Annotated in this window: 20 protein-coding genes; 3 read left to right on the top strand and 17 right to left on the bottom strand. The window is 63.0% G+C overall.

Going from position 1 to position 20,473, the window contains the following annotated elements:
• Positions 1-9 precede the first annotated feature (9 nt).
• The 10 genes from ACTIEZ_RS14345 to ACTIEZ_RS14300 all read right to left on the bottom strand — a co-directional run bounded on the left by ACTIEZ_RS14345 (position 10) and on the right by ACTIEZ_RS14300 (position 10,397).
• Complete coding sequence (locus tag ACTIEZ_RS14345; RefSeq protein ID WP_439547370.1) at positions 10-2,823, bottom strand: 2-oxoglutarate dehydrogenase E1 component; 2,814 nt, start codon at positions 2,821-2,823, stop codon at positions 10-12.
• 111 nt (positions 2,824-2,934) lie between these two features.
• On the bottom strand, positions 2,935-3,819 hold the full coding sequence (sucD, locus tag ACTIEZ_RS14340; RefSeq protein ID WP_439547369.1) for a succinate--CoA ligase subunit alpha: 885 nt from the start codon (positions 3,817-3,819) through the stop codon (positions 2,935-2,937).
• Position 3,820: 1 nt separating this feature from the next.
• Positions 3,821-5,020: an ADP-forming succinate--CoA ligase subunit beta gene (sucC, locus tag ACTIEZ_RS14335; RefSeq protein WP_439547368.1), complete on the bottom strand. Its 1,200-nt coding sequence runs from the start codon at positions 5,018-5,020 to the stop codon at positions 3,821-3,823.
• A complete protein-coding gene (gene bioB / locus ACTIEZ_RS14330; RefSeq protein ID WP_439547367.1) occupies positions 5,017-6,030 on the bottom strand; it encodes a biotin synthase BioB in 1,014 nt (337 codons plus the stop codon). Before bioB ends, sucC begins: the two co-directional genes overlap by 4 nt.
• A 65-nt stretch (positions 6,031-6,095) precedes the next feature.
• Complete coding sequence (locus ACTIEZ_RS14325) at positions 6,096-6,473, bottom strand: PIN domain-containing protein (protein ID WP_439547366.1); 378 nt, start codon at positions 6,471-6,473, stop codon at positions 6,096-6,098.
• 2 nt (positions 6,474-6,475) lie between these two features.
• Complete coding sequence (locus ACTIEZ_RS14320; protein ID WP_439547365.1) at positions 6,476-6,739, bottom strand: antitoxin; 264 nt, start codon at positions 6,737-6,739, stop codon at positions 6,476-6,478.
• A 27-nt stretch (positions 6,740-6,766) separates the two neighbouring features.
• Positions 6,767-7,729, bottom strand: coding sequence for a malate dehydrogenase (gene mdh, locus ACTIEZ_RS14315; RefSeq protein ID WP_439547364.1), 963 nt, complete (start codon positions 7,727-7,729; stop codon positions 6,767-6,769).
• 138 nt (positions 7,730-7,867) lie between these two features.
• Complete coding sequence (gene zapE / locus ACTIEZ_RS14310; protein WP_439547363.1) at positions 7,868-8,980, bottom strand: cell division protein ZapE; 1,113 nt, start codon at positions 8,978-8,980, stop codon at positions 7,868-7,870.
• Positions 8,973-9,473, bottom strand: coding sequence for a PaaI family thioesterase (locus ACTIEZ_RS14305; protein WP_439547362.1), 501 nt, complete (start codon positions 9,471-9,473; stop codon positions 8,973-8,975). The genes zapE and ACTIEZ_RS14305 overlap by 8 nt, the downstream gene beginning before the upstream one ends.
• A 45-nt stretch (positions 9,474-9,518) precedes the next feature.
• Complete coding sequence (locus ACTIEZ_RS14300; protein WP_439547361.1) at positions 9,519-10,397, bottom strand: glycosyltransferase family 2 protein; 879 nt, start codon at positions 10,395-10,397, stop codon at positions 9,519-9,521.
• A 164-nt stretch (positions 10,398-10,561) separates the two neighbouring features.
• On the opposite strand from ACTIEZ_RS14300, the gene ACTIEZ_RS14295 reads away from it, so the two are divergent.
• Positions 10,562-11,848, top strand: coding sequence for a right-handed parallel beta-helix repeat-containing protein (locus ACTIEZ_RS14295; RefSeq protein WP_439547360.1), 1,287 nt, complete (start codon positions 10,562-10,564; stop codon positions 11,846-11,848).
• Between the two features lie 46 nt (positions 11,849-11,894).
• On the opposite strand, the gene ACTIEZ_RS14290 is transcribed toward ACTIEZ_RS14295, so the two are convergent.
• The 7 genes from ACTIEZ_RS14290 to ACTIEZ_RS14260 form a co-directional block, all read right to left on the bottom strand.
• Positions 11,895-13,535 (bottom strand): O-antigen ligase family protein, encoded by a 1,641-nt coding sequence (locus ACTIEZ_RS14290; protein WP_439547359.1) that lies wholly within the window; start codon positions 13,533-13,535, stop codon positions 11,895-11,897.
• A 109-nt stretch (positions 13,536-13,644) separates the two neighbouring features.
• Complete coding sequence (locus tag ACTIEZ_RS14285; RefSeq protein ID WP_439547358.1) at positions 13,645-14,430, bottom strand: succinate dehydrogenase iron-sulfur subunit; 786 nt, start codon at positions 14,428-14,430, stop codon at positions 13,645-13,647.
• A gap of 9 nt (positions 14,431-14,439) precedes the next feature.
• Positions 14,440-14,790 carry a hypothetical protein gene (locus ACTIEZ_RS14280; RefSeq protein WP_439547357.1) on the bottom strand — a complete coding sequence of 117 codons (351 nt, stop codon included), beginning with the start codon at positions 14,788-14,790 and terminating at the stop codon, positions 14,440-14,442.
• Positions 14,790-16,577, bottom strand: coding sequence for a succinate dehydrogenase flavoprotein subunit (sdhA, locus tag ACTIEZ_RS14275; protein ID WP_439547356.1), 1,788 nt, complete (start codon positions 16,575-16,577; stop codon positions 14,790-14,792). The genes ACTIEZ_RS14280 and sdhA overlap by 1 nt, the downstream gene beginning before the upstream one ends.
• Positions 16,578-16,594: 17 nt before the next feature.
• Positions 16,595-16,978 (bottom strand): succinate dehydrogenase, hydrophobic membrane anchor protein, encoded by a 384-nt coding sequence (sdhD, locus tag ACTIEZ_RS14270; protein ID WP_439547355.1) that lies wholly within the window; start codon positions 16,976-16,978, stop codon positions 16,595-16,597.
• A 2-nt stretch (positions 16,979-16,980) separates the two neighbouring features.
• Complete coding sequence (sdhC, locus tag ACTIEZ_RS14265) at positions 16,981-17,391, bottom strand: succinate dehydrogenase, cytochrome b556 subunit (RefSeq protein WP_439547354.1); 411 nt, start codon at positions 17,389-17,391, stop codon at positions 16,981-16,983.
• 98 nt (positions 17,392-17,489) lie between these two features.
• A complete protein-coding gene (locus ACTIEZ_RS14260; protein WP_439547353.1) occupies positions 17,490-17,861 on the bottom strand; it encodes a DUF1330 domain-containing protein in 372 nt (123 codons plus the stop codon).
• A 153-nt stretch (positions 17,862-18,014) separates the two neighbouring features.
• On the opposite strand from ACTIEZ_RS14260, the gene ACTIEZ_RS14255 reads away from it, so the two are divergent.
• Together ACTIEZ_RS14255 and ACTIEZ_RS14250 are read left to right on the top strand one after the other, a co-directional pair.
• On the top strand, positions 18,015-19,253 hold the full coding sequence (locus tag ACTIEZ_RS14255) for a cytochrome P450 (protein WP_439547352.1): 1,239 nt from the start codon (positions 18,015-18,017) through the stop codon (positions 19,251-19,253).
• A gap of 157 nt (positions 19,254-19,410) precedes the next feature.
• Entirely contained in the window at positions 19,411-20,400 is a 990-nt protein-coding gene (locus tag ACTIEZ_RS14250; protein ID WP_439547351.1) for a proline iminopeptidase-family hydrolase, read from the top strand.
• Positions 20,401-20,473 lie beyond the last annotated feature (73 nt).

The following is a 20,473-nucleotide window of genomic DNA, read 5'->3' as shown; positions in this document are numbered from 1 at the left end:
TTTGCTTTCTCAACTATCAGCCACGCCGCTGCGGATCGCGGCAGTGATTTCGGCATCGCTGGCACCCAGCGCTTCGGCGACCAGCTTGGCCTGTTCGGCATTGTGGCGTTTCAACAGGCCCGTCGCGGTCGCAGCCGCAGGCGCACGGCCGGCATAAAGCGGCCGGCGGCCCAATTCGGCCTCGATCAACGGCGCCACGAACGTCCAGGCGCCGCCGTTCTGCGGCTCTTCCTGGGCCCACACCACCTGGCTCAAGTTAGGGAATTTCGCGGCATAATCAGCGATCACATCGCCGGGGAAGGGATAGATCTGCTCGACCCGCAACAGATAGACATCGTCGCGCTGTTCCTTTTCACGCGCATCGAGCAGATCGAAATAGACCTTGCCGCTGCACAGCACCAGGCGGCGGATCTTTTCGGGAGCGCACGGCGCGATATCATCCAGGCAGCGATGGAAGCTCGTGCCCGGCCCCATATCGGCCAGAGTCGACACCGCCCGCTTGTGACGCAGCAGCGATTTCGGCGTGAACACCACCAATGGCTTGCGGAAATCGCGCAGCATCTGCCGGCGCAGCATATGGAAGAAATTTGCCGGCGTCGTGCAATTGGCGACCTGGATATTGTCCTCCGCACACAGGCTGAGGAAGCGTTCCATGCGCGCCGAGCTGTGCTCAGGCCCCTGCCCCTCATAACCATGCGGCAGCAGCATCACCAGACCATTGGCGCGCAACCACTTGATTTCGCCCGAAACGATGAACTGATCGATGATGGTCTGCGCACCATTCACGAAATCGCCGAACTGGGCTTCCCACAGCACCAGAGACTTGGGATCGGCACCGGCATAGCCATACTCGAACCCCAGCACGCCAAATTCCGACAGCGGGCTGTCCAGCACTTCAAACCGCGCATCCAATGCCTGCAGCGGGATGTAGCGGCTGGCGTCCTTCTGATCATGCCACACCGAATGGCGCTGGCTGAAGGTGCCGCGGCCGACATCCTGGCCCGACAGGCGCACGCCATAGCCATCGCGCAGCAGGCTGCCGAACGCCAGCGCCTCGCCGGTGGCCCAATCGATGTTGGCACCCGATGCCAGCATCTCGGCCTTGGCATCAAGCACGCGCGCCAGCGTGCGGTGGATATTGAATCCCTCAGGCACGGTCGTCAGCACCTTGCCGATCTCGCGCAGTTCGGTGATCGATTCGCCCGTCATCGCGGCGCGGCGGCTGGCAATGCCTTCCTTCGGCCGGCCAAGCCCGGCCCAACGCCCGCCGAACCAATCGGCTTCATTGGCCTTGAAGCCGGGTGCCGCCTCGAATTCGTCCTCGAGCATGGCCACGTAGGACTCGATCATGCCCTTGTAATCGGTTTCTGCCAGCACGCCTTCGCGGATCAGGCGCTGGGCATAAACCTCGCTGACCGGTGGCTTCTTGCCGATCACCGCATACATCAGCGGCTGGGTGAAGCTCGGCTCGTCGCTCTCGTTGTGGCCGAACCGGCGATAGCACCACATGTCGATCACCACATCGCGGCCAAAGCGCTGGCGGAATTCGGTGGCGACCTTGGTGGCAAAGGTGACGGCTTCGGGATCATCGCCGTTCACATGGAAAATCGGTGCCTGCACGATCTTGGCCATGTCCGACGGATAAGGCGACGAGCGCGCAAACTGCGGCGAAGTGGTGAAGCCGACCTGGTTGTTCACAACAAAATGGATGGTGCCGCCGGTGTTATAGCCGTTCAATCCCGAAAAACCGAAACATTCCGCCACGATGCCCTGCCCGGCAAAAGCCGCATCGCCATGCAGCAGGATCGGCATCACCTGCGTGCGCCTGGTATCGCCGATCATGGTCTGGATGGCGCGCACCTTGCCCAGCACCACGGGGTTCACCGCTTCCAGGTGCGACGGGTTCGGCGCCAGCGACAGATGCACCTTGTTGCCATCGAATTCGCGATCGGTGCTGGTGCCCAGGTGATATTTCACATCACCCGACCCGCCGACGTCATCCGGGTTTGACGATCCCCCGGCAAATTCATGGAAGATGGTGCGGAATGGTTTCTGCAGCACATTGGCCAGCATGTTCAGCCGGCCACGGTGCGGCATGCCGAACACGATTTCGGTGATGCCCAACTGGCCGCCGACCTTGATGATCGATTCCATCGCCGGGATCATCGATTCCCCGCCATCGAGGCCGAACCGCTTGGTGCCGACATATTTGCGGCCCAGGAATTTCTCGAACTGTTCGGCTTCCAGCAATTTGTTGAGAATCGCGCGCTTGCCATTGGACGTGAAGTGAATTTCCTTGTCGCGGCCCTCGAACTTCTCCTGCAGGAAACGCCGCTCCTCCACATCGTTGATGTGCATATATTCCAGGCCGACATTGCCGCAGTAATTGCGCTGCAGGATCGCCACCAGGTCGCGGATCGTCGAGGTTTCCAGGCCGAGCGCGCCGCCCATGTGCACTGGCCGGTCAAGATCATCGGGGCCGAACCCATGCCAGCCCGGCGTGAGATCGGCCGGCAGATCGCGCGTTGCCAGCCCCAGCGGATCAAGATTGGCCGCGAGATGCCCGCGCACGCGATAGGTGCGCAGCAGCATCATCGCACTGATCGAATCCTGCGCGGCGCGCGCCACATCGGCAGGCGATGCGCCACCAGCCGCAGCGGCCCCGGCAGCCTTCGCCGCGACCTTTGCCGGATTCTCCGCAAACATGGCGGCCGCGTCGAGCCCGCGCGTCAGATCATCGCCCGGCAGGATCGGCCAGTTCGGCCGTGCCCAACTTGGCCCAGGCCGATCGTCGGGGCCAGGCAGCAGGGCTTCGATATCCATCGTCACTTCCTCGAACGCGTCGTCATGTCTTTGTAACGGCAGTCGCGCCGCCTGTCATGACAAACTGCCGCATGGCCACCATGTTCCCCCGACATGGCGGCTGCGACAAACTTAGCCTTTCAGCACTTCGATCAACGTCTCACCGAGCAAGGATGGCGACGGCGACACGCGGATACCGGCGGCTTCCATCGCCGCCATCTTCGATGCCGCATCGCCCTTGCCGCCCGAAACGATGGCGCCGGCATGGCCCATGCGCCGGCCCGGCGGTGCCGTAGTGCCGGCGATGAAGCCGACCATCGGCTTCTTGCGGCCGCGCTTGGCTTCGTCGATCAGGAACTGGGCTGCCATTTCCTCGGCATCGCCGCCGATTTCGCCGATCATGATGATGCTTTGCGTGGCATCATCGGCCAAAAACAATTCCAGCATGTCGATGAAGTTGGTGCCGTTCACCGGATCGCCGCCAATGCCGACCGCGGTCGTCTGGCCCAGGCCCACGTTGGTTGTCTGGTGCACGGCTTCGTAGGTGAGCGTGCCCGAACGCGACACGACGCCGACCGATCCTTTGCGGAAAATATTGCCCGGCATGATGCCGATCTTGCATTCGCCCGGCGTCAGCACGCCGGGGCAGTTCGGCCCGATCAGGCGCGTCTTGCTGCCCTGCAGCGCCCGCTTGACGCGGACCATGTCCAGCACCGGAATGCCTTCGGTGATGCACACCACCAGCGGGATTTCCGCAGCAATGGCTTCGCAGATCGCATCAGCTGCGCCGGGCGGCGGCACATAGACCACCGAGGCATCGGCGCCAGTGGCTTCGCGGGCCTGCGCCACGGTATCGAACACCGGCAGGCCCAGATGCGTCTGCCCGCCCTTGCCCGGCGCGGTGCCGCCAACGACATTGGTGCCATAGGCGATGGCCTGTTCGCTGTGGAACGTGCCCTGCTTGCCAGTGAACCCTTGCGTGATGACGCGGGTGTTGCTGTTGACCAAAATGCTCATCTCAGGCGGCCTTCTTCACTTCGGCGACGATCTTGGCCGCCGCATCCCCCAGATTGTCGGCCGACACGATCGGCAGACCGGAATTGGCGAGGATTTCCTTGCCCAGTTCCACATTGGTGCCTTCCAGCCGCACCACCAGCGGCACCGCAAGCTGCACTTCCTTCGCGGCGGCGATGATGCCCTCGGCAATGATATCGCAGCGCATGATGCCGCCGAAGATGTTGACGAGAATGCCCTGCACCGCCGGGTCCTTCAGGATCAGCTTGAAGGCATTGGTCACCTTCTCCTTGTCGGCACCGCCGCCGACATCGAGGAAGTTGGCCGGCTCGGCCCCGTTCAGCTTGATGATGTCCATGGTGGCCATCGCCAACCCGGCACCATTCACCAGGCAGCCGATGTTGCCGTCCAGCTTGATGAAGGCCAGATCATATTTGCTGGCTTCCACCTCGGCCGGGTCTTCCTCGGTCAGGTCGCGCAGCGCCAGCAGATCGGGATGGCGATACAGGGCGTTGGAATCGAACCCGACCTTGGCATCGAGCACCAGCAATTTCCCGTCATCGGTCACGGCGAGCGGGTTGATTTCCATCTGGCTGGCATCGGTGCCAACGAACGCATCATACAGCTTCATGGTCACCAGCTCGGCCTGCTTGGCCAGATCACCGGTCAGGTTCAGCGCCGCGGCAACGGCCCGGCCATGGTGCGGCATGGCGCCGGTGGCCGGATCAATGGTGATGGTGTTAATTTTCTCGGGGTGGTGGTGCGCCACATCCTCGATATCCATGCCGCCTTCAGTGCTGGCGACAATGGCGATGCGCCCCGTCGCACGATCGACCAGCATGGCCAGATAGAGTTCCTTGGCAATGTCCACACCGTCGGTGACATAGAGGCGATTGACCTGCTTGCCGGCCGCGCCGGTCTGGATGGTCACCAGCGTGTTGCCCAGCATGTCGGTGGCTGCGGCCCGCACATCATCGGCACTGCGCGCCAGGCGCACACCGCCCTTGGCTTCGGGCGGCAATTCGACGAATTTGCCCTTGCCGCGCCCGCCGGCGTGGATCTGCGCCTTCACGATATACAGCGGCCCCGGCAGGGTTTCGGTGGCCGCAACAGCCTCCTCCACGCTCATCGCCGCCACGCCGGCCGGCACCGGCACGCCAAATTTGGCCAACAGTTCCTTGGCCTGATATTCATGGATGTTCATGCTATTGCCTCCATCGGCACCAGGCCGAGTTTGTCGAACAGGGCGTCGTCGCGGCCGCGGCCGGGGTTGTTGGTCGTGAGCAGTCGATCGCCCACAAAGATCGAATTGGCACCGGCCACAAAGCACAGGGCCTGCGCCTCGTCGCTCATGGCTTCACGCCCGGCCGAAAGGCGCACCACGGCGTGCGGCATGGTGATCCGCGCCACGGCGATGGTGCGGGCGAATTCGATGCCGTCGACCGCCGGCGCCTGTTGTTGCAGCACCGCATCGCCAATCGGCGTGCCGGCAATCGGCACCAGGCCGTTGATCGGCACGCTGCCCGGATGCGCCGGCATGGTGGCCAGGGTGTGGATCAGCCCGATGCGATCTTCGCGGCTTTCGCCCATGCCGATGATGCCACCGCAGCATACCGAAACGCCGGCGTTGCGCACATGCGCCAGCGTGTCGAGCCGCGCATCCTGGCCGCGCGTGGTCGCGACATCGCCGTAAAACTCCGGCGAGGTATCGATATTGTGGTTGTAAAAATCGAGGCCGGCCTCGCCCAATTGCCGGGCCTGGCCTTCGGTCAACATCCCCAGCGTCATGCAGGTTTCCAACCCGAGCGCACGCACGCCGGCGACCATTTCGATCAATTGCGGCATGTCGCGGTCCTTCGGGCTGCGCCATGCCGCCCCCATGCAGAACCGCGATGCGCCGCCGGCCTTCGCGGCAGCAGCCGCCGCAACCACTTCGGCGGCGGTCATCAACTTGTCGGCCTTCACGCCGGTTTGGTAACGGGCGGCCTGGGCGCAATAGCCACAATCTTCCGGGCAGCCGCCGGTCTTGATCGACAGCAGTTGCGACATCTGCACGGCATTGCTGGCAAACACGGCGCGATGCACGCCTTGCGCCTGATACAGAAGATCGGCGAACGGCAACGCGAACAGCGCGGCAATTTCCAGCCGTGTCCAGTCGTGCCTTGGGGCCACGACCGCCGCGCGTTCACCGGCCTGATAGTCGTCAATTCGCAAAACTTTTCCCCAATAATGACTCGCAGCCGGGCGGTTATGGCGCTGCAACATGGCTGCGGCAAGCTTTACCAAGCGATCAGTTTCAGCCCATCGATATCGGCAAAATCGGCCGTGTTGGCGGTCACCAGACTGGCAGTGCGTGTAAGCGCCTGGGCTGCGATCAGCCGATCGAGGATGCGGCGTCGATCAAAACCATTGGCTTCGACAATGCGACCATAGCTGGCAATATCGTCGTCGTTAAGGTTGATGACCGGAAATCGCGCAAGCAAGCCATCCAGCAGGGCGCGGCGCACGGCAACCAACTGCGGGTTCCGAAAAACGCCGCCCTCCAATTCGATCCGGGTCATCTGTCCAAACATCGGACGTTCGGGCAACATGGCCACCTTCCTTGCAATGACGTCGTTGCCATCACGCAGTTCGATGGCGATATTGGTATCGAGCAAGATCAAAGCCCTGGCCGATCCGGCCACCAGTCGGTGTCACGTTCCTCCCGCTCAATCTGATCGACACCGCGGATCGCTCGCAGGTCGTCAACCAGTCTGGCTGCATCGCGCCGCCAGCTTTCTGCATCATCGACTGCCGTCAGCACGAGGCGCCCGCCCTCCCGCTCGATCCGTACCTGCGTGCCCGGCCCAAAACCAAAGCCCTTTGGCAGGCGCACAGCTTCGCTATTGCCGGATTTGAAGGTGCGGACAGTGATCGCGTTCATAACCGGGATATACTGTATATCCCGGGTTTATACCAGCGACGGATCAATCGCCCGGCACGCGGCCAGCAGTTCCTTCACCGCATCCACGCTCACCGTGAAATTGGCCTGGGCTTCGTCTGACAGGGCGATTTCCACCACGCGCTCCACGCCGCCGGCACCGATCACCACCGGCACGCCGACATAAAGATCATTCACGCCATATTGGCCGGACAGGTGCACCGCGCAGGGCAGCAGGCGCTTCTGGTCGTACAGATAGGCTTCGGCCATCTCGATGCCGCTGGTCGCTGGCGCGTAAAAGGCGCTGCCGGTTTTCAGCAGCGCAACGATCTCGCCGCCACCCGAACGGGTGCGCTGCACGATCGCATCGATACGCTCCTTGGTGGACCAACCCATCTTGATCAGATCAGGGACCGGGATGCCGGCCACCGTGCTATACTCGATCACCGGCACCATCGTGTCGCCATGGCCGCCGAGCACGAAGGCATTCACATCGCGCACGCTGACGTTGAACTCGTCGGCCAGGAAATGCCGGAAGCGCGCCGAATCGAGCACGCCGGCCATGCCGACCACCATGTGATGCGGCAGCCCAGAAAACTCGCGCAGCGCCCACACCATCGCATCCAGTGGATTGGTGATGCAGATCACGAAGGCGCCCGGCGCGTTGGCCTTGATGCCCTCACCCACCGCCTTCATCACCTTCAGGTTGATGCCCAGCAGATCGTCGCGGCTCATCCCCGGCTTGCGGGCGACACCGGCGGTGACGATAATCACGTCGGCGCCGGCGATATCGGCATAATCATTGCTGCCCTTCAGGCTGACATCAAAGCCTTCGACCGGGCCACACTGCGCCAGATCGAGCGCCTTGCCCTGCGGCACGCCATCAACCACGTCGAACAGCACAATATCACCCAGCGCGCGCTGGGCCGCGATATGGGCCAACGTGCCACCGATGTTACCGGCGCCGATCAGAGCGATTTTCTTGCGAGCCATGAGGATGGGCCTTTCCGTTGTGATGGTCAGATTGTCGCAGGCTGGATAGAGCGGCGCGGCGCCGTGTGCAACCGCAGCAAACACGTATCCACGCAAATGTGCGAGGCGGTTGCCGGTCGCAGCCTCATTGCCGCCGCATCATTGGCCATGCCCCAGCGCCAGATAGGCGGCCGACTGCATCTCCATCAGCCGGCTCACCGTCCGTTCGAACTCGAAACTCGAATCCCCCGCCACATAAAGGGCCGCCGGCTCGGCATCGGCCGCCGCAATCAATTTGACCCGCTGTTCATAAAGCGCATCGATCAGGTGGATGAACCGGATCGCCTCGTTGCGCCGCTCCGGCCCCAGCACCGGTATGCCGACAATCAACACCGTGTGATAATGGCGGGCAATGGCAAGATAATCGGCCGCCCCCATCGGATTGCGACACAGCCGGGCAAAGCTGAACACGGCGGCGCCCTTCAGCGATTTCGGCACATGCAGCGTGCGCCCGCCCGGCAGTTCAAGTTCGGCGCTTGGCACATGCGCGCGATCTTCGGGTGGATAGTCCGTCATCCGGAAAAACGCCGCCGACAGCGCGGCGCTGGCCTCTGGCCCGTTCGGCACATGCCAGGTCTGCGTGCCGGCCAGGCGCGCCAGCCGATAATCGGTCGGGCCATCCAGCGTGATGATCTGCATGCGCGCAGCGATCAGATCGATGAATGGCAGGAACAGATGCCGGTTCAGCCCATCCTTATAAAGGTCGCCGGGCGGCCGGTTGCTGGTGGTCACCACCGTCACGCCGCGGGCAAGCAAGGCCGTGAACAGGCGAGACAGGATTGCTGCGTCGGCAATATCCTTCACCTGCATCTCGTCGAAACACAGCAGCCGCGCGCCGTCGGCAATCGTGCCGGCCACGCTCATCAACGGATCGCCATCGCCGGCCTGGCGCCGCGCGTGGATGGCGCCGTGCACATCCGCCATGAATTCGTGAAAATGCGCCCGCCGCTTGGGGCTGACCGCAGAGGCCGCGTAAAATAAATCCATCAACATGGATTTGCCGCGCCCCACCCCGCCCCAGATATAAAGCCCCATTGGCGGAGCCGGCGGCGCCTTGCCGAACATGCGGCCCAACAGGCCCGGCGTGCTGACCGGCTGCGCCAGCGCGGTTTCCAGCGCCGACAATTGCCCCACCACTTCGGCCTGCGCCGCGTCGGCCTTCAGTTCGCCCGCCGCCAGCAGTGCCTGATAGCGGGCGGCAACCTCAATCAACCTGGGTTTCCCCCAATGGCTGTTCATCGGGCCGCGTCGCATGGCCTTCGCCGCGCGGCCGTGCCACTCGCGGGATCTTGCGCATCGTGCCGGTGAAACTGGCCAGATTGACGCCATCCTGCGTGACCAGCCCACGCACAAACAGCATCTTGCCGGTTTCCTTCAGGATTTCGCCATGCGCTTCGATCGGCTTGCCGACGATGCCCGCCGACAGGAAATCGGTCGCGCAACTCAGCGTCACTGCCGCGCTATTCTCCAATTGGCGGAAGATGAAGGCAAACATTGCCATGTCGATGAACGACATGATGAAACCGCCGTGCAGATAACCCAGGCCATTCGAATGCTTGCGCGCAGTTTCCATGCGGCACTCCACGCCGCGCGTGCCTTCCCGGAAGAAGAAATCGCCGAGCATGGACGCGAACCGTCCATCGGGATCACGGCGCCAGCAGGTCCAGCCGGCATTGGGGCCATCAGTGAAGGTTTCGCGTGCCATGTTGCTGGGGTTAGCGCCGGGGCCCGCTCGCTGTCCAGCGCCTTCCTATCGCCCCAGGCTGGCCAGCAGCCACTGTGCCGCCGATTTCCACTCACCGGGATCGAGCCGCACTGCTGCAGCAAAGTGCCGGCGCGCGGCGGCGTGTTCGCCGATGCGCCGCAGCAGCGACCCCATCACATGATGGTGACGCGCCAGCAGGCGCGGTCGCTGCGCATAAAGCGCCGGATGCTTGGCCAGCAACCGCTCGCGGCCGGCGATCCCCTTGCGCACACTGCGGGTCAGGCTGTCCGGGCTGTCGAAGGCCACCGCCAGCGGCCGATCGATATAGCCGAACGAACATCCCGCCACCGCCAGCCGCAACACCAGATCCCAATCCTGAAAGCGTGGCATCGCCGGATCAAAGCCGCCCACCGCAGCGAACGCCGCCCGGCGTACGGCCAGTGTCTGCGTGGAAATATGGTTGGTTGCCAGCAATTCATCCAGCATGTTGGCCGGCAAGGCCCAACCTGCCGGCGGATACAGCGTCGCCGTATCGCCATAGCATTGTTCCAACTGGCAGAAACTGACATCGCGCGTCGCCAGCATCGCGACATGGGCGGCCAGCAATCCCGGTCGCCACTCGTCATCACTGTCCTGAAACGCGATCAACGGGCTGCGCGCCAGCCCCACACCGGCATTGCGCGCCGCGGGCGCGCCGGCATTGCGCGCCAATTGATAGATGCCCAATCGCGGATCATCGATCGCCTGCACCACGGCCAACGTGTCGTCGCTGGAGCCATCATCAACCACCAGCAGTTCGAACCGATCGACATCCTGCATCAGCACGGATTGAATCGCCCTGCCGATCACGGTGGCGCGGTTATAGCTGGGGATCACCACCGAAATCGCCGGATCGGTCACCGTCGCCGTTCGCAGGGTCCGCACGTCTGTCACCTGTTACCCCTGCCCTGGCCCTTCCCATCGCAACCCGGGCCGCCGGTCATGTGGCAGACAGGCATATATGCTATCAAGCGACAATGTACTGTCTGTTCGCTCTCCGCCCCGCCCTTTGCGTTCTCCTGGCGGCGACCGCGCTCACGCAGCCGGCAATGGCGCAGGCGATCGATGTCAGCGATGTCGCCGGTCTGCGCGCTGCCATCACCAGCGCCGCGCCGGGCAGCACGATCCGCCTTGCGCCGGGCGATTATGCCGGCATCGACGTCAATCGCGCGATTGACGGCGCGCCGGTCGCGATCAGCGGCCCGCGCGACGCCCGGTTGATCCAGATGAAATTCACGGCCCCGGCGCGGAACTGGCATTTGCGCGGTGTCACCCTGCTTGCCGGCAAGCCCGATGTCGGCCCGTACGGCGGCTCGGCCGTCACCTTCACCCGCGCCCAGGATGTCGCCCTGGACGATGTGCTGATCCATGGTGTGGCGCCCGGACCGGATTCCTGGAACGAAGGCAGCAAGGGCCTGGCGCTCACCCAGGCCCAGGGCATCGTGCTGGCCAACAGCCAGGTTCGCCATGTCCGCCTGCTCGCTGCCTTGCAGGACAGCCGGGGGGTCGTTCTGGTCAACAATGATTTTCAGGATGCCCGCGATGGCGTGCTGGTCAGCAATGTCCAGGGGCTGCTCATTCGCAACAATCTATTCCAGGGCTGGCTGCCGCGCTATGATCTGAAGGAGCATCCCGACATGATCCAGTTCTGGACGCGGCATCGCCCCCATGGTTCGGCGCGCGTGGAAATCAGCAACAATCTGATGGATGCCGGCGAAAATCGCGCCGTTCAGGGTATCTTCGCCCGCGCCGAGGACATGGAGTATAACAAGGCGCCGCAGGGCTTTCACCGTGATTGGGTGATCCGCAACAACATCTATTTCGGATCGTCAAAACACGGCATCTCGCTCAGCGACGTGCAGGGTGTGCTGGTAGAAAACAACAGCGTGCTGGCCTCCCCACACGCCTTCGTCGGCCGGCAACCGATCAGCCCGGACGGCCGTTCGGGCACGGGTTACAAGCCGTTCATCCTGCTGCTGCGCACCACAAAGGGCGAGGTGCGGGGCAATATTGCGCCGTTCATCGCGACCGCCAAGACAGCCACCGTACTGACGGACAATAATCTGATCTTCCAACCGGCCAAGCCCGCCGACGCCGTCAATCCCAAGGGCAGCTTTGCCGCCCCGATTGGCGCGGGCAAGCATGACGTGAAGGATTTCCTGATCGTCGCCGGTTCCGAAGCCCAGCGCACCGGTCGCGGCGCCGATGCCAGCCAGGTTGGGCCACGAGCCCAGCCTGAGGCGCTGGCGGGCCTGCAAGCCACCGCGCGCGCCCTTGCCGATGTGGTTGATGAATATTTGAATCAGCCTGCCGAGCCGGCACCTGCGCCCCGATAGCCGTCAGGCCCCGCGACGCAACGGATAGCCCGCGACAATCGTGCAATCAACGCGTCGCCAGCGCCTTGCCCGGGTTGTCGATCAGCGCCGGTTCCGCCGCCTGCATTTCGGCCGCGATCGCCGCCTGCTGGCGCCGGTGCAACAGCAATATGCCGACCCCGAACATCATGGCCAGGTAATTATTGTCCGTGAAACTGATCACATAATCGGTCACGACCAGGCCAATCAGACCCAGGGTGACGTGACCAGTGACCTCATCGAGCGCATCGCGCCCACGCACATAAACCACGAGGCCAAGCCAGATCAGCCGCAGATACAGCCCGAAGAACGCAATGAAGCCGATCGGCCCGACATCAACAAGCATGTTGATATAAAGACTGTCCACAACCTGATTGGCACGGCCCTTCGTACCGACAAAGTCTGGCGAATTGCCAAGACCAACCCCGATGGGATTGCTGGCCACCTGTGCCCAGGTATTGTCCCACTGGCGATCGCGGGTGATATTGCTGGCGGCATGCTGGTCGCCGCCGATCGTGTACATCTGCGCCTGGTGACTGGATGCGATGGCAGCACCCAGCAATCCGACCACAGCCAACAGCATCACCGATTGGAACAGGGTCTTGAACGGATCACCGCCGCGGCGATTGATCAGACTGCGCAACAGAACCAGACCAGCCGAACCGAATACCGACAACAACATGGCGAGGCTGGCCGTGCGGGCATTGGCAAACCAGACCGTGTGCAGGATCAGGACGCCAACCAGCGGCCAGACGATCAACCGCGCCGACCCCTTCATCCGCAGCAGGAAATAGGTCAAGATCGGCAACACCAGGCACAGATACTGGGTGTAATAAAGCACGATGCCGAAGGTGCTGCGAATGCGGTAACGGGGATCGCCCATCCGCGCCTGGGATGATGTATAGGACGCCAGCAGTTCCTCGTCGATTTTCATGAAGCTGGGAATATAATCGAGCCACGGCGGCTGTTGCATGATGTTCTCCACCACACCAACCACCATGGTGAGAATGCAGGTCAACGATACCAGCAGCAGGAACCGCGGAAACAGTTCGATATCCTTGTGCAGCACCCACGCCAGCGCCAGCGCCGGTGCGAAGGCCAGGATTTCCTGATTGATGGCATATTTCAGCGTATCAAAGGGCGAAGGCGCGAACGGCAAGGAAAGCAGCGCCATCACCACAAACGCAAGATAGAAGCGAACGGCCATTCGATCATACAGAAAGACTTCGCCGATCCGTTTGCGAATATCGGCATATTGCGAGGCCTGCATGGCCAGGACGACCAGCAGGATACCCAGCACGAAGCGTGGCGGCGTGATCCACGGCAAGCCAGGCAGCGCGACAGCGACATAGCCCGGCCAGCCGACCATCAGCACGACATAGCCAAGCACCAGCTTGTAAAAAGGCGGGTGTGTAGGGCGCTGCACATCGGGCAGCAGCCACAGGCACAATCCGGCCATGATCCCGATCGGCGCACCCACCAGGCCGATGGCTTGCGTGCCGCCAACCGTGATGAACAGGCCCGTGAAGATCGACAAGCCCACCAGCAACACGACGACGGCCACCTTGGCCCACTGCCACCAGCCTTGATATTCCATGCTGGAATATTGCGGCAGGATGCGTTGCCCCCGCCGCAGCTGCGCTGTTCGTGTGGCCAGAGCCGTCGTCACGTCGCCACCCTTCCTGCACCAGGTCGCTGCCTGATAAACAACGGCAGCATAACAATCAGCTTGATTGCCCTACCAAAGCCGATGCTGCGCTGCAAGACGCGGGCTTTGCTCAGCCGGCACGCTCCAGCATCATCAACTTGATCTCGGCAATCGCCTTGGCCGGGTTCAGGCCCTTGGGGCAGACATTGGCGCAGTTCATGATGGTGTGGCAGCGATAGACGCGGAACGGATCTTCCAGCGCATCGAGCCGTTCGCCGGTCATCTCGTCGCGGCTGTCGGCCAGCCAGCGATAGGCCTGCAGCAGGATGGCAGGGCCCAGGAACTTGTCACTGTTCCACCAATAGGATGGGCAGGCCGTGGAGCAGCAGGCGCACAGGATGCATTCATACAGCCCATCCAGCTTTTCACGCTGTTCCGGCGATTGCACGCGCTCCTCGCCCGAAGGCGCCGCCGTCACCGTCTGCAACCAGGGCTTGATGGAGGCATATTGGGCGTAGAAATGCTTGAAATCGGGCACCAGGTCCTTGATGACCTCCATGTGCGGCAGCGGCGTGATCACCACCTCGCCCTTCACATCCTCGATCGGCATCGTGCACGCCAGCGTGTTGGTGCCATCGATGTTCATCGAACACGACCCGCAAATGCCTTCCCGGCACGACCGGCGGAAGGTCAGTGTCGCGTCCACCTCGTTCTTGATCTTGATCAGCGCGTCCAGCACCATCGGCCCGGTGGCATCCAGATCGAGACTATAGGTGTCGTAACGCGGATTCTGCCCATCATCAGGGTTCCAGCGATACACCTTGAACGATTTGGTGCGCGTCGCATCCTTGGGCGCCGGATAGGACTTGCCGCCACCCTTGATGACGCTGTTCGGGGGGAGTGAGAATTCAGCCATTTACGTATCTCATCGCAGGAAGAGGGCCAGTATCAACCCGCCGTTGACCAGCCCGAGGATAACAAGAATCATCAGGGTTCGTTGCTGACCAGCCCTGATTTCTGCTTGCATGGCAGCAAACGCGTTTGCCATTTCATGGTCGGTCGGCACATTTGCCAGCCGACCCTCTATTGCATCCAGCCGATCGAGCACCAGCGTCTCGGTTCGCGCCATTGGCTGTGCTTCGATATATTTGCTGGCCGAATTGGCTGAGCCATTCTTGAAAATGCGCGAATAGACCGTGTCGAACGCGCGCACGGCAAGCCCCTGCACCCGATCGTTCATCGCAAAGTCAAGCAACAAGGCCGCCGGCAATGCCATCAATAGGTCCGCGCCTTAGGCTTGATATACTCGATTTCGTTCGACAGCGTGTAGGTGTGCACCGGCCGCGCGGCCAGTTCCACCGAACCATCGCGGAACCAGCCCAGCGAGTGCACCATCCACTTGTCGTCATCGCGCGCCGGGAAATCCTCGTGCATGTGGGCACCGCGGCTTTCGTGGCGGGCCTGGCCCATGTGCACGGTCAGCACAGCCTGGCCGATCATGTTGTCCAACTCCAGCGTCTCGATCAGATCGGTGTTGAACACCATCGAACGATCGGTGGTGCCGATATCGGCCATGCGCTGATAGATGGCGTCGATCTTGCGCACGCCTTCGTCCAGGATTTCGCTGGTACGGAACACGCCGGCATTGGCCTGCATCGTCTTCTGCATGGCCAGGCGCACTTCGGCAGTGCTTGAGCCACCCTTGGCGTGGCGGAAACCATCGAGGCGGCCAAGTGCGAAATCGGCATTGTCCTTCGGCAGCGTCTGATGCTTGGCGTCGGCCTTCTGGATGGCGGCCACGCGGTGGGCGGTGGCGCGGCCGAACACGACCAGATCGATCAGGCTGTTCGAACCCAGGCGGTTGGCACCGTGCACCGAAACACAGGCGGCTTCGCCCACCGCGAACAGGCCGGGCACCACGCTGTCGGGATTGCCATCCTTCAAGGTGACGACTTCGCCGTGATAATTGGTCGGGATGCCGCCCATGTTGTAATGCACCGTCGGCACCACCGGGATTGGCGCCTTGGTCACATCCACGCCAGCGAACACCTTGGCGGTTTCGGAAATGCCCGGCAGGCGCTGGTGCAGCACGGCCGGATCGATGTGGTTGAGGTGCAGGTGGATATGATCGCCTTCCGCCCCCACGCCGCGACCTTCACGGATTTCCATCGCCATCGAACGGGACACGACATCACGCGACGCCAGATCCTTGGCTGACGGCGCATAGCGTTCCATGAAGCGTTCACCGGCCGAGTTGGTCAGGTAACCGCCCTCCCCGCGCGCGCCTTCGGTGATCAGCACGCCGGCACCATAGATGCCGGTCGGGTGGAACTGCACGAATTCCATGTCCTGCATGGCCACGCCAGCGCGGATCGCCATGCCGCCGCCGTCACCTGTGCTGGTGTGGGCGCTGGTGGCCGAGAAATAGCAGCGGCCATAGCCACCTGTGGCCAGCACCGTCTGGTGGCTGCGGAAGCGGTGAATGCTGCCGTCTTCCATGTTGAGCGCGATCACGCCCTTGCACTCGCCATCCTGCATGATCAGATCGATCGCGAAATATTCGATATAGAAATCGGTGCTGTACTTCAGGCTCTGTTGATAGAGCGCGTGCAGCATCGCGTGGCCGGTGCGATCGGCAGCGGCGCAGGTGCGCTGCGCTGGCGGGCCACGTCCCATGTCCTGCATCATGCCGCCGAACGGCCGCTGATAGATGCGACCGGCTTCGGTGCGGCTGAACGGCACGCCGAAATGCTCCAGCTCGTAAACCGCCGCCGGGGCTTCCTTGCAGAGATATTCGATCGCGTCCTGATCGCCGAGCCAGTCACTGCCCTTCACCGTGTCATACATGTGCCAGGTCCAGTGATCCGGCCCCATGTTGCCTAGCGCTGCCGCGATGCCGCCCTGCGCCGCCACCGTGTGGCTGCGGGTCGGGAACACCTTGGTGATGCAGGCGGTTTTCAGGCCGGCCTCGGCGATGCCCATCGCGGCACGCAGGCCGGAACCGCCGGCCCCCACCACGACGGCATCATAAACATGGTCGATAATCTGATAGGCTTCAGCCACGTGTATTTCCCATCAACTCAAGCAGCGCCGAGCGCCACCTTCAGCACCGAAAACAGTGCGAGGGCAGCGACGGCGAAGGTGTAGAAATTAAGCGCGAGCATGGCGATGACGCGCTTTGACCCATGCAGATAATCTTCCAGCATCACCTGCACGCCCATGCGGAAATGCCAGAACACCGTCACGATCAGCAGGCACATCGGCACCGCCACCAACGGCTGGCGCAGCCACAGCACCGTGCTGGCGTAATCCAGGCTGGGCAGCCTCGCCAGGCTGATGACGAACCACAACACCAGGAACAGATTGCCCACCGCCGTGACACGCTGCATCCACCAGTGGTGGACAATACCGCCGCCGGCTGCACCCAGCCCGCGCACCTTGCCCAATTGTGTGCCGTTGCCCATCGTTACAGCCCCTTGCCCAGGATGATGAAGCCCCACAGCAGCACCGTGGCGATGACGGAAAAGATCATCGTCGCCCACGCCGTGCGCCTGGAGGTGACAAGATCAAAGCCTTCGCCGGCATCCATGATGAAGTGGCGCAGGCCGTTGCCCATATGCTGGAACATCACCCAGGTCAGGCCGATGCCGACAACGGCGCCGAACGGCGAAACCACGATCGACTGGAAGAATCGGAAATACTCCGGCCCGCTCGCCAGCGCCGCCAGCCACCAGGCGAAGATCACCACCGCACCAAAGGCCAGCGCATGGCCGGTGACGCGGTGCAGGATCGACACCAGCATATGCACCTTCCATTTCCAGATGGACAGGTGCGGCGATGTTGGCCGGGGAACCGGCGCGATCGGACGAGAAGCCATTCAACCCCCTTGCGCCAACCCATGCCGGGCGGCGTGCTGCGTTGCGATATTCATACGCCTCTGGCGCTGCGGTGCAACAGGCGCGACATGAACAACCATCAACCTGCGCATTGGATCAGTATCGTCCGTTCCAGCCCGGCATAACGATGCACCAGCGCCGCGCGATAGCCGGTATCGGCCATCATGTTGAGAAAATTCAGCCGCGACGGGTAACGCACCAGCAAGGCCTTGTCCCAATCCGTTTCCGGCGCGCCGGCCAGCCCAATGAAAACTTGTTCACATGGCCCGTCATAAAGCACTTCGGCCTGGCTGATATCACCAACCGCCACAGTGAAGGCGTGTTGATAACGCGCATACGCCGCTTCTCCGCTGCACGGCGGCTCGTTCAGTTCAGGCGGATAATTGGCAAGTTCTCGGAATTTCAGCAGGTTCAGCATCACCACCGGCCCATCGCGGCCCTCGTCGCGCAAGCGGCGCACCTGATCGCGGCTTGGGTCGATACTTGTATCAACATTTCCGAGCGTTGGAATCGCCATTTCTGCGGGGCTTTCGGTAAAAGAGGAACGGGGTTAGCATCGCACGAACGACCGCCAAAAGGCGGCAGCCTTTTTGGGGAGGATCATATGGCTACCATCGCACCTGCTTTCGGCCTCGACGTACCGCTTGCTGCAATCGACCCGTCCGATGCCACGCTTTATGCCAACGACTCATGGCGGCCGGTGTTCTCCCGGCTGCGCGCCGAAGCGCCGGTGCACCACCAGCCCGACAGCCCGTTCGGCCCTTATTGGTCGGTCAACCGCCATGCCGACATCATGGCCGTCGAAGCCCGGCCCGACATTTTTTCCAGCAGCCATGAATTCGGCGGCATCACGGTTGTCGATCTGTTCGGCGAATATAACCTGCCGCAGTTCATCGCGATGGACCGGCCGCGCCACAGCGATCAGCGCCGCGTGGTGGCGCCGGCCTTTGGCCCGTCCGAAATCGCCCGCATGGCCGTCGAAGTGCGCAGCCGCACCAAGGAACTGCTCGACGGGCTGCCCGTTGGCGAGGAATTCGACTGGGTGGACCGGGTTTCCATCGAACTGACCACCGGCATGCTGGCGATCCTGTTCGATTATCCCTGGGCCAAGCGCCGCGACCTTACCCTGTGGTCGGATTGGGGCGGCGATATCGAAGCCGCGCTGAACCCGGCCACCAAAGATATCCGCCAGCAGCATCTGATCGACATGACTCACGCGCTCGATGCGCTGATGGCGGAGCGCAAGGCCAAGCCGCCCAGCGGCGACCTGATCAGCGCGATGGCGCACAGCGACGCCATGGGCGACATGCCGTTTCAGGAACGCACCGGCAATTATATCCTGCTGATCGTTGGCGGCAACGACACCACCCGCAATTCGATGTCTGGCCTCGTTGAAGCCTTCAACCGCTATGATGGCGAATGGGCGAAATTGCAGGCCGACCACGGCCTGATTTCCAACGCCATTTCCGAAGTGCTGCGCTGGCAGACCCCGCTGGCGCACATGCGCCGCACCGCGAATCAGGATGCCGACATCGCCGGCGTGCCGGTGAAGGCCGGCGACAAGATCGTGCTGTGGTATATCAGCGGCAACCGCGATGAGGCGGTGTTCCCGGATGCGGAACGCTTCGACATCGCCCGCACCAACGCCCGCCGCCACTTGTCGTTCGGCTTTGGCGTTCACCGCTGCGTCGGCGCCCGCCTTGCCGAACTGCAGATTGCCGTCCTGTTCGAGGAACTGCTGGCCCGCGGGCTGTTCCCGCGCCAGGTCGGCCCGGCCGAATATGTCGCGCAATGTTTCGTGCATGGTTTCCGCAAGCTGCCGGTTGTGCTTGAACGGCGCTGATGCCCAAGATCACTCCATCGCCCCTGCGCGGCTGCACCGATGTGCCGCCCGTGGCCGGTGCGGTGGCCGCCGCAGCGACCATCGCCCCAAGCCATCCTGATCACGACTTGCGCCTCGACCCCACGGGCTTCCGGCGCAGGACGGACGCACAGCAGTGATGGCCCGCCGTGATCTGATTGCCGCGGGCCTTGCCAGCCTGCTGCCGGCGCGGCTTGCAGCGCAAGGCCTGCCGCAGGGTACCACCGCCGCCGGCATCCGCATCGCGCCGGATCGCGAAGCGATGGTGCCCGTCCAGGGCGGCAATATCTATGTGCGCATCAACGGCGCGCTTGATGGCAAGCGTCCGCCGATCCTGTTCATCCACGGCGGGCCAGGCAGTTCGCACTGGGGCTGGCTGAACGCCACGGCGCTGGCCGATGAGCGCGCGGTGATCCTCTATGATCAACTCGACTGCGGTCGCTCCGATCGGCCGGGCGATCCCGCATATTGGACCGTGGCGCGCTTCCTCAGCGAAATCGAAGCGATCCGCAGCCATTTCGGCATCGCGCGCTGGCATGTGCTGGGCGGCAGTTGGGGCGGCACACTGGCACTGGAATATGGCGCCACCCGGCCGGCGCCGCTCGCCAGCCTGATCCTGCAATCACCTCTGGTGGCTACCGATGTCTGGCTGCAGGACGCCGCGCTGTTGAAGGCCGGCATGCCCGCCGAGGTGCGCGATCTGCTGGACCGTTGCGACGTGGCCGGCGCGGCGCCGCAAAAGGCCTGCGACGCCGCCACCGACGCCTTCTACGCCCGCCACGTCCGCCGCGTGGCGCCGCCAAAGGCCTTCGCCGTCTATCGCGACGCCCTGCCGGTGCCGTTCGCCGCCAATCTCTACAACCACATGTGGGGCCGCGCCGAATTCACCTGCACCGGCACGCTGAAGGATTACGACGGCCGGCCGTTGCTGACCAAACTCGACGGCCGCCGCACGCTGTTCGTCGCCGGCGAGCATGACGAGGCCCGCCCGGAAACCATCACGCGCTTTGCCGGCGCCGCGGGCGCCATGATGGCGACCGCACCCGACGCCGCCCACAGCATCATGCTGGACAATCCCGGCTGGTATCTGGCGCTGCTCCGGCAGTGGCTGGCCCGGCAGGACGGCTAGGCTCCGTACTCAATAAGGTCTGGCGCTGACTGATGTTTGCTGATTCAAGGCTGTTGGAAGGGAGCCTTGGATG

It is taken from the genome of Sandarakinorhabdus sp. (genome assembly GCF_051860625.1).
GTDB lineage: Bacteria > Pseudomonadota > Alphaproteobacteria > Sphingomonadales > Sphingomonadaceae > Sandarakinorhabdus.
Note: the sequence above shows the minus strand (reverse complement) of the source record. Positions and strands in the feature narration are given on the sequence as shown.

Coding starts and splice junctions, on each gene's coding strand:
- ACTIEZ_RS14345 (WP_439547370.1), bottom strand. CDS start 2,823: ATGGATATCGAAGCCCTGCTGCCTGGCCCCGACGATCGGCCTGGGCCA.
- sucD (WP_439547369.1), bottom strand. CDS start 3,819: ATGAGCATTTTGGTCAACAGCAACACCCGCGTCATCACGCAAGGGTTC.
- sucC (WP_439547368.1), bottom strand. CDS start 5,020: ATGAACATCCATGAATATCAGGCCAAGGAACTGTTGGCCAAATTTGGC.
- ACTIEZ_RS14320 (WP_439547365.1), bottom strand. CDS start 6,739: ATGAACGCGATCACTGTCCGCACCTTCAAATCCGGCAATAGCGAAGCT.
- mdh (WP_439547364.1), bottom strand. CDS start 7,729: ATGGCTCGCAAGAAAATCGCTCTGATCGGCGCCGGTAACATCGGTGGC.
- ACTIEZ_RS14305 (WP_439547362.1), bottom strand. CDS start 9,473: ATGGCACGCGAAACCTTCACTGATGGCCCCAATGCCGGCTGGACCTGC.
- ACTIEZ_RS14295 (WP_439547360.1), top strand. CDS start 10,562: ATGGCGCAGGCGATCGATGTCAGCGATGTCGCCGGTCTGCGCGCTGCC.
- ACTIEZ_RS14285 (WP_439547358.1), bottom strand. CDS start 14,430: ATGGCTGAATTCTCACTCCCCCCGAACAGCGTCATCAAGGGTGGCGGC.
- ACTIEZ_RS14280 (WP_439547357.1), bottom strand. CDS start 14,790: ATGGCATTGCCGGCGGCCTTGTTGCTTGACTTTGCGATGAACGATCGG.
- sdhD (WP_439547355.1), bottom strand. CDS start 16,978: ATGGGCAACGGCACACAATTGGGCAAGGTGCGCGGGCTGGGTGCAGCC.
- sdhC (WP_439547354.1), bottom strand. CDS start 17,391: ATGGCTTCTCGTCCGATCGCGCCGGTTCCCCGGCCAACATCGCCGCAC.
- ACTIEZ_RS14255 (WP_439547352.1), top strand. CDS start 18,015: ATGGCTACCATCGCACCTGCTTTCGGCCTCGACGTACCGCTTGCTGCA.
- ACTIEZ_RS14250 (WP_439547351.1), top strand. CDS start 19,411: ATGGCCCGCCGTGATCTGATTGCCGCGGGCCTTGCCAGCCTGCTGCCG.